At 42.4% G+C, this 14887-nt stretch carries 11 protein-coding genes; 4 read left to right on the top strand and 7 right to left on the bottom strand.

All coding sequences use genetic code 11. The annotated features are described in order from the left end of the window. Positions 1–445: 445 nt before the first annotated feature. Complete coding sequence (locus QUB80_RS29560; RefSeq protein WP_289793029.1) at positions 446–838, top strand: BON domain-containing protein; 393 nt, start codon at positions 446–448, stop codon at positions 836–838. A 100-nt stretch (positions 839–938) separates the two neighbouring features. On the opposite strand, the gene bioF is transcribed toward QUB80_RS29560, so the two are convergent. The 5 genes from bioF to QUB80_RS29535 form a co-directional block, all read right to left on the bottom strand. Continuing rightward, on the bottom strand, positions 939–2117 hold the full coding sequence (gene bioF, locus QUB80_RS29555) for an 8-amino-7-oxononanoate synthase (protein ID WP_289793028.1): 1179 nt from the start codon (positions 2115–2117) through the stop codon (positions 939–941). A gap of 141 nt (positions 2118–2258) precedes the next feature. Beyond that, positions 2259–2897, bottom strand: a complete 639-nt coding sequence (gene ruvA, locus QUB80_RS29550; protein WP_289793027.1) for a Holliday junction branch migration protein RuvA — start codon at positions 2895–2897, stop codon at positions 2259–2261. After that, positions 2894–3643 carry a sucrose-phosphate phosphatase gene (locus QUB80_RS29545; protein ID WP_289793026.1) on the bottom strand — a complete coding sequence of 250 codons (750 nt, stop codon included), beginning with the start codon at positions 3641–3643 and terminating at the stop codon, positions 2894–2896. The genes ruvA and QUB80_RS29545 overlap by 4 nt, the downstream gene beginning before the upstream one ends. A 454-nt stretch (positions 3644–4097) precedes the next feature. Continuing rightward, on the bottom strand, positions 4098–4760 hold the full coding sequence (locus tag QUB80_RS29540) for a Coq4 family protein (protein WP_289793025.1): 663 nt from the start codon (positions 4758–4760) through the stop codon (positions 4098–4100). Positions 4761–4883: 123 nt separating this feature from the next. Continuing rightward, positions 4884–5501 (bottom strand): CDP-alcohol phosphatidyltransferase family protein, encoded by a 618-nt coding sequence (locus tag QUB80_RS29535; RefSeq protein ID WP_289793024.1) that lies wholly within the window; start codon positions 5499–5501, stop codon positions 4884–4886. Positions 5502–5600: 99 nt separating this feature from the next. Here QUB80_RS29535 and QUB80_RS29530 point away from each other — a divergent pair, with 99 nt between their 5' ends. Together QUB80_RS29530 and QUB80_RS29525 are read left to right on the top strand one after the other, a co-directional pair. Next, entirely contained in the window at positions 5601–5765 is a 165-nt protein-coding gene (locus QUB80_RS29530) for a hypothetical protein (protein WP_289793023.1), read from the top strand. A gap of 443 nt (positions 5766–6208) precedes the next feature. Further along, positions 6209–8356 (top strand): glycoside hydrolase family 10-like protein, encoded by a 2148-nt coding sequence (locus QUB80_RS29525; protein ID WP_289793022.1) that lies wholly within the window; start codon positions 6209–6211, stop codon positions 8354–8356. Here the strand turns inward: QUB80_RS29525 and QUB80_RS29520 are convergent. After that, positions 8353–8784, bottom strand: coding sequence for a hypothetical protein (locus QUB80_RS29520; protein WP_289793021.1), 432 nt, complete (start codon positions 8782–8784; stop codon positions 8353–8355). The two genes, QUB80_RS29525 and QUB80_RS29520, sit on opposite strands and share 4 nt — an antisense overlap. Positions 8785–9250: 466 nt before the next feature. Here QUB80_RS29520 and QUB80_RS29515 point away from each other — a divergent pair, with 466 nt between their 5' ends. Beyond that, positions 9251–13408 (top strand): PAS domain S-box protein, encoded by a 4158-nt coding sequence (locus QUB80_RS29515; protein ID WP_289793020.1) that lies wholly within the window; start codon positions 9251–9253, stop codon positions 13406–13408. 641 nt (positions 13409–14049) lie between these two features. Here the strand turns inward: QUB80_RS29515 and QUB80_RS29510 are convergent. Further along, a complete protein-coding gene (locus tag QUB80_RS29510) occupies positions 14050–14775 on the bottom strand; it encodes a phosphorylase family protein (RefSeq protein WP_289793019.1) in 726 nt (241 codons plus the stop codon). Positions 14776–14887 lie beyond the last annotated feature (112 nt).

Genomic DNA, 14887 nt, shown 5'->3' with positions numbered 1-14887 from the left:
GATCCTTATTGGTTATAGGTTGAACCCGGTAAAAAGGGTTTGTTTAAAAGCTCAAAATTTTATCTTTAATTTATTATTGAAAGTGTAATTTGTAGCGAAAAAGATGTGCCAAACAGATTTAAATCTGATAACATCAAAATCACCTTCATGAGATGACATGATGTAGCCTTGAGCCACTTGAGTCTAGGTCAAGCTAAAAACAGTTAACTTTCTCTGCACATCTGTACTCATTGGTAGTCTAACTACAGTTAAATAAAAACTTCCATAAACTGAATGAAATATTTTCAGTAACAGGAAGTTATTTTAACTGAAATTTTTAGCTACATAAGTGTATGATTGACCACTTATGTCATGTTTGTTTTGACATTTTTAGATTTGCTCCTCAACGTCAATTTCAAAACTAAATCAACTTCATCGCCTCAAACATCTAATCAGGAGTAATAAAATGAAAGGGCTATTCCCGTTTTTGATGACTGCTATTGTGTTAGTTGGTACACTTGGTTGTCAACAAGAAGCTAATAACACTGGTTCACAGACTCCTAAAACTACGCAAGCGCCAGCAAAAAATGCTAGTCAGACGAGTCAAACTGCAAAGAAAACAACGGCTACTTCTAAAGCGCCTACAGGCAATATAACAGCTGCGGTAAATAAACATTTGCAGGAGAAATTGCCAGGTAGCAAGTTAGAAGCTGTAGATAATAAAAATGGTGCTGTCACAGTTAAAGGAACAGTTCCTTCACAAGCGGATCTCAAAAAAGTTGAACCTTTGACAAAGGAAGTTCAAGGTGTCAAGACTGTGAAGGTGGAAGCAAAAGTTGCACCTGTGAAAAAGCAGTAGGGTAAAGAGGATAGGGAGGTAAAGAAGTTGAAGGAGATGAGGAAGTAATAAAAGTAAACCTTCCCTATCTTCCTCATTTGTTCCTCCCCCCTGCTCTTTTTCATGCAGCAGTATTTAGCAAGCTATGAAGGGATTGTATTAATTTCTCAATATGTGCTGCTTTGTGAGTTGCCATCACAGAAATACGTATCCGACTTGTAGGAACGGTGGGGGGACGAATTGCAGGGGCAAAAATACCAGCAGATTTGAGATATTGTGCTGCTTGAAGTGCATCGGCTGCACTCGGTAATTGCAAGCAAAGAATAGGTGATTGTGAAGGTAGTAATCTTTGGTTTGGTAAGTGTTTTTGTATCAACTCTTTTAATTGAGCTACATTGTACCAGAGTTGGGCATGGCGTTGCGGCTCTTTTTGTACTACGTCAATTGCTGCTAATGCTGCCGCCGCATCAGCAGGTGAAAGGGCGGTGGTATAAATCCAAGTTGGGGCGCGATTTCGCAAAAAGTCAATGAGGGTGGTGCTTCCAGCTACATATCCGCCTAAGCTACCCAAAGCTTTGCTTAGAGTGCCAATTTGGATGAGTTGTCTGCCAGTACAGCCAAAATGTTCTACACATCCAGCACCAGTTTTTCCCATAACTCCAGTAGCATGAGCTTCATCAACAAGCAGCATACAGCTAAACTCTTCAGCTAGCTCCAACAGTACAGGTAAAGGACATAAATCCCCATCCATGCTAAAAACGCTATCGGTAACTATCAAACAGCGTCGGTAGTCTTGCCGCACTCGTTGTAACTCATTTTTTAAAGCTGAAATATCACAATGAGGAAATTCAATTATGGTTGCACTACTGAGAATTGCCCCATTCTTTAAACTGGAATGATTGTACTGATCAGCTAAAATTAAATCTCGCTTCCCAACTAAAGCAGTTATTGTCCCTAAATTTGCCAAATAACCCGAACTAAAAACCAGTGCATCTTCTGTTTGCTTGAGGGATGCGATCGCCTCTTCTAATTCTCGGTGTAATTTTCTGTGTCCACTGAGTAATCGAGAACCAGTACTACCAGTGCCAAATTCTTGAGTAGCAGCAGTTGCGGCAGCTATTAAACGTTCATCGCCTGCTAATCCCAGATAATCATTACTGGCAAAATTAATTACCTCTCGTCCTTCTAAAAGCACTGTGGCACCTGGATGCCCATTAATCGTTTGTACAGAACGATACCAGTCCGCACGGTGAATGGTTGCTAGAGATTGTTCTATCCAAGCGTAAGGATCGGCAGCCATGTTTTAGCAGGAGAGAGGGAAGAGGGGGAAACAAAGAAGCACCAGGGGCAGAGGAGAACCACTAACCACTAGCTGCTGTACGGGCGGGTTTTAACAACAATCTCTCTAGAATAATGAAATATCTAAATAAACCCGCCCCTACTAATGACTACATTCACTACTACTGAGATGAGCGATCGCTTGTTTAATCCAATCTTCTACATAGGCGTCTTTGGGTAATCCAATATCTTCGCCCACTACGTGTAAGGCATGGCTAACTTCACTGGGAGTATAACCTAATGCCAACAGAGTCATTTGTACTTCTTCAAGGATACCCGGTGCGGGGCCACCCGTAGCGACGAAAAATCCTGCTGTTTTGCGCCATTCAATCAACTTGCTTTTTAACTCCAAACAGATGCGCTCGGCAGTTTTTTTGCCGACGCCAGGAGCTTGAATTAATAATTGAATGTTGCCAGTAATAATTGTTTGAACTAATTCTGGTAATTCTAGAGTGTCTAATAAGGCGATCGCCAAAGCTGCACCAATGCCACTCACACTCAACAAGTGGCGAAACACATCACGTTCTCCAGGAGAAGCAAAGCCATACAAAAATGGCATTTCCTCTCGAATTTGGTAATGGGTAAATACTTGTACTTCGCCTCCCGACTCTGGCAACTGCTGTGCCATTCGTGCCGGAATTTGTAAGTCATACCCGATACCATTGACTTCGAGAGTGAGAATATAGCGATTACCGCCATGTTTCTGGATGCCTGCGACGATACCTTTAAGATAGCTGATCATTCTATGAGTCCAAAATATCGTAAACCTTCAATAATTCCGCCCGCACAGAAATTCTTTGCCAGGTAGCGGCGATCGCCAGGGTTCTCATTGTGCCATTCGAGTAGCTCTGGGCGAGCATTCCCGACAATGATTCCTCGTTCGTTGCCTGCGGCGAATAAAGCAATATCATTGCCAGAGTCACCACAGACAACTGTTTGCTCTGCTAAAAATTTCCATTCTTGACGGAGAAATTGTACTGCCTGACCTTTATCGCTCCTGTGAGGCACAATGTCAAGGTCTATACCGCTACTATAGATTAACTTTATATTTAGTCCACTTTTACGTAACTCTGATTCTAACTGGGATAAAACTTTTACAGCTACATCTTGGTTGAGGAAAAAACTCACCTTAAATGGACGCTGTTCTGAATCTGGTTGTGGTTGTAACTCCGGAATTGTATCAGTAATAGATAATACCAAGTCTCTGTCCCACCCTTGTGAAAGTTTTTCCGCCCAAGTTGAATCAAAAGTTTCACTGCCGTTGATATATATTTCTGTTCCTACAGCCAAAATCAGGGCATCTGGTTCTAAAAGATTTTTTTGTTGTTTCAATTCTTGATACAAAATTGGCGATCGCCCTGTGGCATAAACAATTTTGGTACCGTGTTCCTGACGGTGCCTTTGTAAGCGATCGTTCAATTCCAACAAAGCCTTATCATCGCCCACAAGAGTATTATCTAAATCTGTTACAAATAGAAATGTAGTCACAGCAACCTCTTTTGTCAGCTTTACCATCAAAAAGTTTATGCTGTAATGGCGCTGATCTCATCTATTTTTGGTGAACAAGTCGAATAGTTAAGTAGAAGGCAGCTATGCTGAGAGCAGCGCGTTGCGGAGCCAGTGCGCCCTTGGAGGCTCCCCGGAGGCGGAGTAACTCCTGCTCCGCTCCGTTGTAGCACCTGCCTTGGCAGGAGGCAGGAGGGAATTAGGAAAAGAGGATTTCAATCCTAAAAGCTTTGGGGATAAGACTATTTGACGACAAAAAATCGAGTCGCTTACTTTTTGTTGACTTGTGCCAAATTCTACAAGTAAAACTGATACCAATTTAAAAAATGTTTCAGGGCAGATAGATTCACGAAAACCCAACACAGAAGGAAATTTCCAATTCCATTTTCTAAAACTTGTACTGAGCTTATCGAAGTATCCAAAATGGTATGAGCTTTTAAGTTTCAGGTAGAATGATGTTTAACGAAGTACGAACATTTTCTAGTGGCTGTTCCCACAACAGATTCCATTCAATGCCAAACAGAGGTTTAGCCTGTTTTCCCATCAGCCATCCCTTTGCGATCGCATCCATGTATTTTGTCGAAACTTCAATATCATAAATAACAGCTTTGACAAGATTTTTAGCTAATAGTGCCAACCAAAAACGTGTAAAGTATAGCTGGGCAACATAGAAAGCTTCTAATTGGATTTCTCCCAAAATATTCGTATCGCACCCAGTGACGATGTGCCAAATGTCATGGGTTTCGGTAATATGCACTCCTAAAAATTGGTAATTATTCTCTACTTGCCCTGCCTGTAAAGGTTTCAAATTATTTTCAAGCATATGTTTAGCATAGGCATATCCGAATGTGTTGGCTGGCAAACTATAGAGTTTTTGCAGATCGACATCACCTAGCCTAATACGCTTTTGAAATGCTTGTTTTCCTTGTGAGGTGCTAGAGAGAAATTCAATTACTTTCTGCAAGCCCTCGCGATCGCTGAGGGAATTTGCGAGTTTGCCAATACTCTCAAAATCCCCATCAGATGCTTTAACTATATTTATAATGCTCTCAAGTGCGCTATCCTGCCATGTTTGCTCTATTTGTTTACAAGAATGCATCTTAAAAAACCTTGATCAAAACTTTGTCTTTTAGTTTGACACGCTAACAAAATTTTTGATTGAGAATAATTGATCGTATTTACCGATTAGGACGAGAGCATCAGAGCCTATTAACAGAAGATTTTATCGCAACTGTTCTGCTTTTCCAGGATCGGGCATGGAGCGAAATTGCCAAATTACCCAAATAGCAAAGGTTGGCGCACCAATTGTAGCTGCGATGAGCAACTGCTCTAATCCGCCTAGCAAAGTTACAACTGGAAACAAATACAATATATCTTCGATATCAAAACCAGCAAAATTCGGTTGTCGTGTTGCGTCTTTACCATATTGCTGTTCCATTACGTTTCGCAAGTGGAAGATAGCAGCAACAGAAACGCCGGAGACTATACCCATCAACAATGCCCAAACACCGAGTTTGCTGTTGATTAAACCAAAACCAATACCCACAAATAAGAGTATATGGATGATGGCATCACTGACAAGGTCGTACTGATGTCCCCATTTACTGCTCTTTCCGCTCAGTCGAGCTAATTCACCGTCTGTGTGATCCAAAAAGTTTGACAAGACAAACAACCCAGCGCCAATATTAGCCCACCGAAAGCTACCAACTGCTAGCGCTGCTGTTGCTAATAACCCAGTTATTAGCCTAACTGTAGTCAGATGATTGGGCGTTACCCAACTGTCTTTGAAGGAACTAACTAACCAGCCAGCAAGTCGGGCATCCCAAGGCTTTTTTGTCATAGATAGATTACGTCTTTTTGAGATAAAACGAAGCGGATTATTAGTTTTTACCACACTCTTGAGCAAACTTTAGTAAAAGGGACTAGGGACTGGGTATTCGTGACTGGGAATTGGGTGGAAAGCGGAAAAATTATGGAAGGGGCTTTAAACCCCTCCCAAATTTTGCAACCTCCCCCAGTACCCAGTACCCAGTACCGGGAGCGGCGTTCCTTCCCCACCTTTAGGTGGGCGATCAGTGGGGGACTCCTCGCCGCTACCTGTTGAATGGTTTTCCAACAGTGCATCATAAATCCCACCGTGAAGAAAAAAAGTATGAGCGATCGCACCCTAAGCATCCTCATCAAATTCATATATTTATTTGATAACGTGAAGTTTGTATCCAGATGTAACTTCCACAATACGTATAGTTGTGATCGCTTTGGCATCAATAGGCATGAGGCATGAGCAGTGGTTTTTGTTAGATTTTCCTCAGCGTTACTTGGCACTACTCACTCACTAACTGCGTCAAATATCTAACTAAGCCAAATCTGCATCAGTGTTCTTGGTTAAGTAATGTTGTGGATGAATTGAATGGAAGTTTATAAATTAACCTCATTATTCAGCATAAATGCATAAAAATGCATAAATAATTTACAGATTTACGGTAACTCTGCTCAAATAACAATGTATAAAGCTTAACATCTAGTCTTTGTTTATTATCCACACCTATGCAATTGCCTTTTATTCGATCAATTAAACGTCTTTTTCCAGTTCTGTTTGCGATCGCATTTGCTACAGTACTGTTACTAGAAAACCTCACCCCCGTAACTGCTCAAGTTTCCCAGTTACCCTCCTCAGAAATTCGCGGCGTTTGGCTGACAAATAATGACTTTGATATCCTCAGGCATCGTGCCAAACTACAAGACGCAATTGAGCAATTGCGTCGGTTAAACTTTAACACCATTTATCCCGTGGTTTGGAATGATGGCTATACAAAATATCCCAGTGCGGTAGCCCAACGAATGGGTATCCCTTTTTTCTTCAAAGGCGCAGAGGGACAAGATGTAATTGCAGACATTATTGCTCAAGCCCGTCGCCAAGGTTTACTCGCGATACCGTGGTTTGAGTTTGGCTTTATGGCTCCTCTAACTTCAGAACTAGCATCCGAACATCCAGATTGGCTAACACAAAAGCGGGATGGCACCCAAACTTCGATTAGTGCTGCGGGTGAGGTGGCGTGGCTTAATCCCTTCCACCCAGAGGTGCAAAAGTTTATTACCGATCTCGTGGTGGAAGTGGTTACCAAATATAACGCTGACGGTATTCAATTTGACGACCACATGAGTTTACCAGTGGATTTTGGTTACGACAAGTACACGATTAACCTATACACTAAGGAAACCGGGAATCCTCCCCCACCTAATCCTCAAGCTCAAGCATGGATACAATGGCGGGCAGACAAAATCACAGCGTTTATGATCAAGCTCAACCAAGCTGTGAAAGCGAGAAAACCCAATGCAATTTTTTCTGTTTCTCCTAATTACTACGACTTTGCTTACAAATTTCAACTGCAAGACTGGCTCAACTGGGTGCGGCTAGGTATTGTTGATGAGCTTGTGATGCAGGTTTACCGTGATGATTTGCAAACTTTTAACAGTAAACTCACTCGCCCAGAAATTATCGAAACACAACAATTAATACCTACTGGTATAGGTATTATGTCAGGGTTGAGAAATCGCCCCGTTTCCATGCCACAAATTCAGTCTCAAGTACGGGCTGCTCAAGGACGCGGTTTAGGTGTAGTATTTTTCTACTACGAAAGCCTTTGGGATTATGCACCAGAACCTGTAGCTCAAAGACAAAATGGATTTCTAGCTCTTTTCCCCAATCTGGCTGCGCGTGATACTTCTCAAGTCACAGTTCGCAAACCAAGCTATAATTCCCTATCACTTCCTTTGCATACAAAAGGCTCTGTCGGGCAAAGAAATCGTGGCTATTTTCTAGAGGTAGCAGTGGCAGGTGGGCAGCCTAGACGGATTTTAATGGATACAGGTTCGGCAGGGCTAAGAGTTCCGAAAGAGTTTTTGGGAAATTTCCCCGTTCGTAGAACAGGTAAAGTTGTCAAGGAAGTATTAAGTGATGGTACTATCCTACAGGGAGAGTTAGTTTATACTAATGTACGGATTGGCCCGATTCCAACAGAGGAACCTATTCCCGTGCAGGTTGTTAGCAGTCGTCAATGTATCTCCCAAAAACCTAATTGTTCTGCCAAAAGTGGGACGCCCTTCTCCGGTATTATCGGTGTCAACTATTTTGAAAAGTCACTTCCCCATAACCCATTGAGAAAATTACCAGGAAATTTCAGTAATGGATTTATTGTTACTGGTAATGGTAATAGCAGCAACAACGGTAGTCTGATTCTCGGTTTGACAGCAGAGAATCGAGAAGGTTTTAAAATGACTGCCTTGAGCCAACAACCTGCAATTAGTGGTATACCTGGCAGCAGATGGGATTCCAGACTCAACGGAGTTTGTGTAACTATCACAGGAAGCTCAATGAACAATACCTGTAACGGCAAAATGCTCGCTGATACCGGAGCAAACAGTGGATTTACTGAAATTAAGTCTGCCTCCTTGGCGGGTAAACTCAAACCAGGAAAGTTACGCCCAGAAAATACGGTGCAGGTAACAATTCCTGGCATCTTTGACTACAGCATTGTGCCAGGGAACCGCGATGGATTTGATCTGTGGAATCTGAATGTATCTCCACAGGCACAGCATCCTGTGGTTGTGAATAGTGGGATCGGATTTTTTGACAAATATGATGTACTCTTCGATCCAATTAATGGGCAGCAGGGTTTTCGCGATCGCAGTTAATTAGCTTTTGCTGCTGCTTTGTTTCCATTCCCGTTAGCTTCCACATTGCCAACAAACGCAGGTTGCTCTGACAGGGGAGTGAGCGACTCACCCCGCAGCCCTTTGCGGCGCTGGTTCTTCGGAACTCCTCCTGCCATGCCATACTCTACACTGCTTTTGCCATATTGAGTTGCTACTCCTAGTAACATATGCTCTGCCATATCTGCCAACTCGCGCTCTGTTTGGAGCATTTCACTGTACAACTTATCCAGGTTGGAAAGGGCAGTGTTGTATGCATTCTCTCTAGTGCGCATCTTCTCGATTAGAGTTGAAAAGGCAGGTAGGGTGAGTCCATTACCTACATCTAAATTTGGATCAATTGAGTTCATGCCAGCAGCACGACGCACTGCTTTTTCTAACACCGGAGAGCTTCTTTTTCTACGAGCCATAATCTACACCTTCTTCTCAATTACGGGTAATAATATTTACTTTAATAATCTTCCATATTGATCGCCTTGAGAGTATTTCGGCAAATCTGCAATAGCTTTTGCTACAAACCCAATATTTGTTATGATTGCGCAAATTACTGAAATAAGAAAGCGTTTAAGCTTTAAGAGAAAGCAAAATGCCTTTTTGCTTGCTAAATCTACCGAAATGAGAAAACAAACTCCGGTTTGCTTGCTAAATTTACCGAAATGAGAAAGCATTTAAGCTTTAAGAGAAAGCAAAATGCCTTTTTGCTTGCTAAATTTACCGAAATGAGAAAGCATTTAAGCTTTAAGAGAAAGCAAACTCCGGTTTGCTGATTAAAATCGACTTTATGTATTTTCGACGGCGCGATCGCACTCCAGACGTTGCGCTACAAAGGAGTTATGAGATAGTAAAAGTTGTATCTTCGATTCCTGCCTTAAGTTCATGCTCCGCAATCGATGGATTGTCTTCCTGTTGGCTTTGCTAACACTGTTTCTGGCTCACGGCTTGGCACTGTTTTACCGGGTTCAACCTGCTGTTTCTTTGTGGTTTCCTCCATCTGGAGTTGCGATCGCTTTGACACTTTGGTTTGGCCCAATTGGTGCTATCTTGGCAGGAATCGCTTCTATTGTCATGGCACCTTTTTGGGGTAATCAGGGTTGGCATCGCCTAGTTGGGTTAACAGATGTAATAGAACCTTTGGTTGCTTGGTTTGTTTACTGTTATTGCTTTCGGGGTTCGCTAACTCTACAAGGACTTAGAAGTACTATAAAGTTTATTGTGAGTGTGCCTCTGGCTGCTTGCGCCACTTCGGCAATTGTAGGCACCTCAACCTTATTTGCCTTGGGAAAGCTACCAGCAGCAAACCTAAGTGTAACAATCGCTCACTGGTGGTTAGGAAATGCGATCGCGACAATGGCGATTACACCCCCGATGCTGTTACTTTTCACTCCAGTTTTGCGGCAGTGGCGATTGATATCAGTCACAGAGCAACCTCAAGCAAGCCAACCAAAATTAATTGCTGCTCACTGGTGGCGCGATCGCCCATCTGAAATTTTTTTGATTCTCATATTTAGCATATCTATTGCTTGGCTCGCTGTTGAAGCAGCACAGGGAACCAATTTTATCTTTGAGCAGTTTTCTTTGTTAAGTTTCATTCCGATTGTTTGGGCAGCAATCCGCTTTGGCGTTACGGGTGGAATACTGACAGCAAGCTTTTGTGTACTATTAACACTGTTTTATTATTTGCTCCTCTATCCCAACTTGATTTCACTGCCAATATCTCCGACAGAAGCCAAAATCTTCTACATTCATAATTTCCATCTGTTGATACAGTGCGCTGTCGGATTAGTAGTGGGGGCTGCTATTTTAGAGCGGGACAATTCTCTAGTTGCTCCAACTGCCGAAGCTCCATCTCAGTTTCAACTTAACAAGAAACTATTTCAATTAAACTTCTTACTGACAAAAATCATACAGCAATTGCAGGAGAGTGAAGAATGCTTTCGCACCTCTGTCGAAAATATGCTCGACTGTTTTGGGATTTATTGTGCCATCCGCGATGAATCTGGGCGCATTACAGACTTTCGAGTTGAATATGTTAATGATGCAGCCTGTATCAATAATCTCATGACTCGTGAGGAACAGATTGGTAGGGGACTATGTGAAATTCTGCCAGGGCATCGAGACTGCGGTTTATTTGATGAATACTGTCAGGTGGTAGAAACTGGGCAACCTCTGATCAAAGATGAATTGATTTACGAAGATAAATTTAGGCATCAGCGTTTAGTTCGAGCCTTTGACATCCGCATTGCTAAATTCGGAGATGGCTTTGTTGCCACTTGGCGGGATATCACTGATCGCCGTCAAGCAGAGATAGAACTTAGCCGTCGAGAGCAGGAATTGGCAACACTATTAGAGAACTCTCCAGACATAATTATGCGGCTTGATCGGGAACTACGCTATATTTATGTGAACAGTGTTCATGAAAAAGCAACTGGCTTAAAGTCTGAGGATCTCCTTGGCAAGACTGTAGCAGAAGTTTGGCAAAACCAAGAGCAACATCAGCAATGGCAAACAAACCTGCAAGCTGCATTCCAAACTGGCAAAACGCAAATAGATGAATTTAGCTTTCCAGATCCTAATGGTACAGTCCACTTTTACCAAACTCAAATTGTCCCAGAATTTATTACAGACGGTTCCGTTACTTCAGTATTGACGGTTACTCGTGAGATTACCAAGCTCAAAGAAACAGAAACTGCTTTGCGTCAAAGCGAAGCTCAATTCCGGAGAATAGTAGATTCTAATATCATTGGTATCTTTTTTGGAGACATTAGTGGTAACATTACTGCTGCAAATGATGCCTTTCTAGCAATGATTGGCTATAATCAACAAGACCTTTTAGCTGGCAGAATTCGTTGGGATACACTCACACCACCCGAACATCTGGAGCGAAGCCAAAAAGCAGTAGAAGAACTTCAAGCCACTGGCACCTGTACCCCTTTTGAGAAAGAGTTTTTCCGCAAAGATGGCAGCCGAGTTTGGGTAGAAATTGGTGGAGCGTTATTTGATAGCGATCGCGAAGGGTTATGCTATGTCCTCGATATAACAGCACGCAAGCAATCACAAGAGGCTCTGCGCGAGAGCCAAGAGCGCTTAAACTTGGCACTAGAAGCTGCTAATATGGGCAGTTGGGATTGGAATATTCAAACTGGGGAAGTTTACTGGTCACCAAATTTAGAGAGATTGTTTGGTCTTGAGCCTGGTAGCTTTGACTGTCGATATGAAACAGTAATGGCGATGATTCATCCAGGCGATCGCCAGTGGGTTTTGCAAGCAATTTATCGCGCTCTTGATGAGCAACAAGAGTACAATATAGAGTTTCGGTTCGTGAAGCCGGATGGTAAAATTCGTTGGGCAGTCGGTAGAGGACAGGTATTTTACGATGCCATCGGTAACGCAGTACGGATGACTGGTGTAGATTTAGATATAACTGATCGCAAGCAAGCAGAAGAGGCATTGCGTCAGAGCGAATTAATGTTCCGAACACTTGCAGATACCATGCCGCAGATGTTTTGGATTACACAACCGGATGGCTATCACGAATATTTCAATCAACGCTGGTACGATTACACTCAAACAAGCTTAGAAGAAACTCAAGGTAATGGATGGCAAAACATTTTGCATCCTGACGATGTACAAGGCACCATCGAAGTTTGGCACAATAGCCTGCGCACAGGAGACAAATATAATATTGAGTACCGTTTGCGTTGTGGTAATGATGGAGAATATCGCTGGCATTTAGGACGGGCGTTGCCATTACGAAATCAAGATGGTCAAATTGTAAAATGGTTTGGCTCTTGTACAGATATTCACGATCAAAAGTTGGCAATCGAAGAGCGGGCGCAGGCATTGGAGAGAGAACGTGCAGCGCGGATAGAACTTGAAAGAGCTAGTCGCATGAAGGATGAATTTTTGGCAATTGTTTCTCATGAATTGCGATCGCCTCTCAATGGTATCTTGGGATGGTCACGTCTGCTCCGTACTCGCAGATTAGCTGCCGACAAAACTGAACAAGCACTCGCATCAATTGAGCGCAATGCCCAAGCACAGACTCAATTAATTGAAGATTTGCTCGATATTTCGCGGATTATTCGCGGGCAAATTCGTTTAGATTTGCAGCCAACAAGTCTGATGACAGCAATCCAAGCAGCATTAGATACAGTTAGCCCCACTGCCAACACCAAGTCAATTCAAATTGAATCTAGACTTAATCCCAATGTTGGCTTAGTTTCTGGCGATCTAGATCGTTTGCAACAAATAGTTTGGAATCTGCTCTCTAATGCTGTTAAGTTTACTTCAGAAGGCGGACGAGTTGAAATTCGACTAGAGCAGGTGGGTTCCTGTGCTCAAATTCAGGTAATTGATACTGGTAGAGGAATTAGTTCTGACTTTTTACCTTACGTTTTTGTTCGTTTTCGCCAAGCAGATGCCACGACAACTCGCACTCAAGGAGGATTGGGGCTAGGACTTGCGATCGTCCGTAATTTGGTAGAACTACATAATGGCACAGTTTCAGTTGCTAGCAAGGGTAAAGGGCAAGGAGCAACTTTTACTGTACAACTCCCGCTTCTTGGCACTGACTCTGCGCCGAGTCAACAAGAACTTTCAATTCAGCGACAAACAGACACACAGGCTAGCTTTAATCTTCAGGGGCTAAAAATCCTGGCGGTTGATGATCAAGCAGATGCACGGGAATTTTTGACAGCAGCACTCTCAGAATATGGCGCGAATGTCACTACTGCCGCTTCTACTCGTGAAGCTCTACAAATACTAGAGTTGGTAAAACCAGACGTACTCTTAAGTGATATTGGTATGCCTGGTGAAGATGGTTACGCTCTGATTCGGCAAATTCGCCAACTGCCACTAGAACAAGGTGGACAAATCCCAGCCGCCGCTCTTACAGCTTATGCCAGAGAAGGCGATCGCCTCCAGGCTCTTGCCGCCGGATTTCAGATGCACATTCCTAAACCGATTGAGCCGATTCAATTACTGACAGTTGTAGCCAAACTGGCTGGAAATAGGGTTGGGGGAATAGAAAATTAGGCAAGCGTCGCGCTTGATACACCGATGTACAGACGTGCCATGGCACGTCTGTACAATGTCTATTTGTCGCATTCTTTTTTCAAATTGGTGTGATATTGCATTGACGCGATCACGCTCTAGTTTAAATAAAATAAAAACCCACTTTTGTGAGTGGGTTACTAAGTGAATGGATATTAAAAATCTATAGATTTTTGAGTTCTACTTTCCAGTGAAAATCTTGATTTTAAGGTTCAATTTAAGAGCTTGAAATTGAGTTCTAAGTTAATTCTTGTTTGTATGTAATACAGCAAATCAAAATATGAGTGTTGACAAGAAGCTTTTATATATAAACATATTAGTTGCTGATATTCATCCTAGTGTACCAGACTCAATTGAGAAATACTATCTAATTTAGAGTATTTTGATCTGAAGGCAGCAAGCAAACTTCAAGCGTTACTGATTTAATGTATGAATTTGTGTAATGGCAAAACCCTTGTAGAAACGAGATATGTCGCATCTGGGCATCTCGATTCATCCCACGATGTAGCAACGCCAAATTTCATTATTTTTGAGCCTCTTTGGTAGAGAAGACAGCAAAATAAGTCTTTGCTTGAGATTTAGGCGAATTATAGCACCTAGCGCGGGTTCTGCAAAAACTTTCACTAGGTTTGAAGCATTTTATCTTGGAACAAAAAAGTCGTAACTTCCTCTAACACCTTTAGTGCCTGCAAAGAACCTCGAATCAACCTAGTTGCAGCGATAGGCTGTTTGAGCATGGCAACTGCAAAAGCTAAAGGTTGCAGGGAACCATCCAGACTCAGCGCCAAGTTAAGATTGGTTATGTCGCGATCGCATCCGTCACTAACTACCCGCAACATTGCCACAGAAACTCCAGTTTGCTCAAAAAATTCCAAAATAGCAAATCCTTCCATATCTACCACCTCAGCGTTCAAAGTTTGATGGAGATGGCGTTTTTCATTCGCAGAGCAAATTACACGATCGCTTGTTAATGCTGTTACCAGAGGAACCTTTTTTTGGAAAAGTAAGTCAAGCTCGCAAGTAAAAGTGCGATCGCAAGATTTCTGCTGCAATGAACTATTGGTATTCTCCTGATAGATGTTGTTCTGGTACAGTACAATCTCGCCTACTTTATATTTGGGAGTCAAGCTACCACACAAACCCATAACCAATACTCTTGGTTGTGGATGATTCAGAATCTCTTGCAAATATTGACTTTTTGGCAAAAATCTAGAGTTAGCATTTCCACCAACAGGTATTGGTATCACTGACGTTGTAGAACTAGGAACGCGGCGCAAACCCCGACACACAGCCTGGTACTCTACACCCTGACAAACTAAAATTGCTTGGATAGATGTTTGATGTGGCACTAGCTACTCTGAAAATAAGGCAGAGGGCAGAAGGAAAGAAAGTTTTTTCATATATTCTATATATTCTTCTGTACGCAGTTCATGAAGGCTATTTAGTTTTTTATCCTGTATG

Origin of the sequence: Chlorogloeopsis sp. ULAP01, assembly GCF_030381805.1 — a bacterium.
In the GTDB taxonomy this organism is placed as follows: domain Bacteria; phylum Cyanobacteriota; class Cyanobacteriia; order Cyanobacteriales; family Nostocaceae; genus Chlorogloeopsis.
Note: the sequence above shows the minus strand (reverse complement) of the source record. Positions and strands in the feature narration are given on the sequence as shown.

Coding starts and splice junctions, on each gene's coding strand:
- QUB80_RS29520 (WP_289793021.1), bottom strand. CDS start 8,784: ATGGCTCGTAGAAAAAGAAGCTCTCCGGTGTTAGAAAAAGCAGTGCGT.
- QUB80_RS29525 (WP_289793022.1), top strand. CDS start 6,209: ATGCAATTGCCTTTTATTCGATCAATTAAACGTCTTTTTCCAGTTCTG.
- QUB80_RS29540 (WP_289793025.1), bottom strand. CDS start 4,760: ATGCATTCTTGTAAACAAATAGAGCAAACATGGCAGGATAGCGCACTT.
- QUB80_RS29560 (WP_289793029.1), top strand. CDS start 446: ATGAAAGGGCTATTCCCGTTTTTGATGACTGCTATTGTGTTAGTTGGT.
- bioF (WP_289793028.1), bottom strand. CDS start 2,117: ATGGCTGCCGATCCTTACGCTTGGATAGAACAATCTCTAGCAACCATT.
- QUB80_RS29515 (WP_289793020.1), top strand. CDS start 9,251: ATGCTCCGCAATCGATGGATTGTCTTCCTGTTGGCTTTGCTAACACTG.
- QUB80_RS29535 (WP_289793024.1), bottom strand. CDS start 5,501: ATGACAAAAAAGCCTTGGGATGCCCGACTTGCTGGCTGGTTAGTTAGT.
- ruvA (WP_289793027.1), bottom strand. CDS start 2,897: ATGATCAGCTATCTTAAAGGTATCGTCGCAGGCATCCAGAAACATGGC.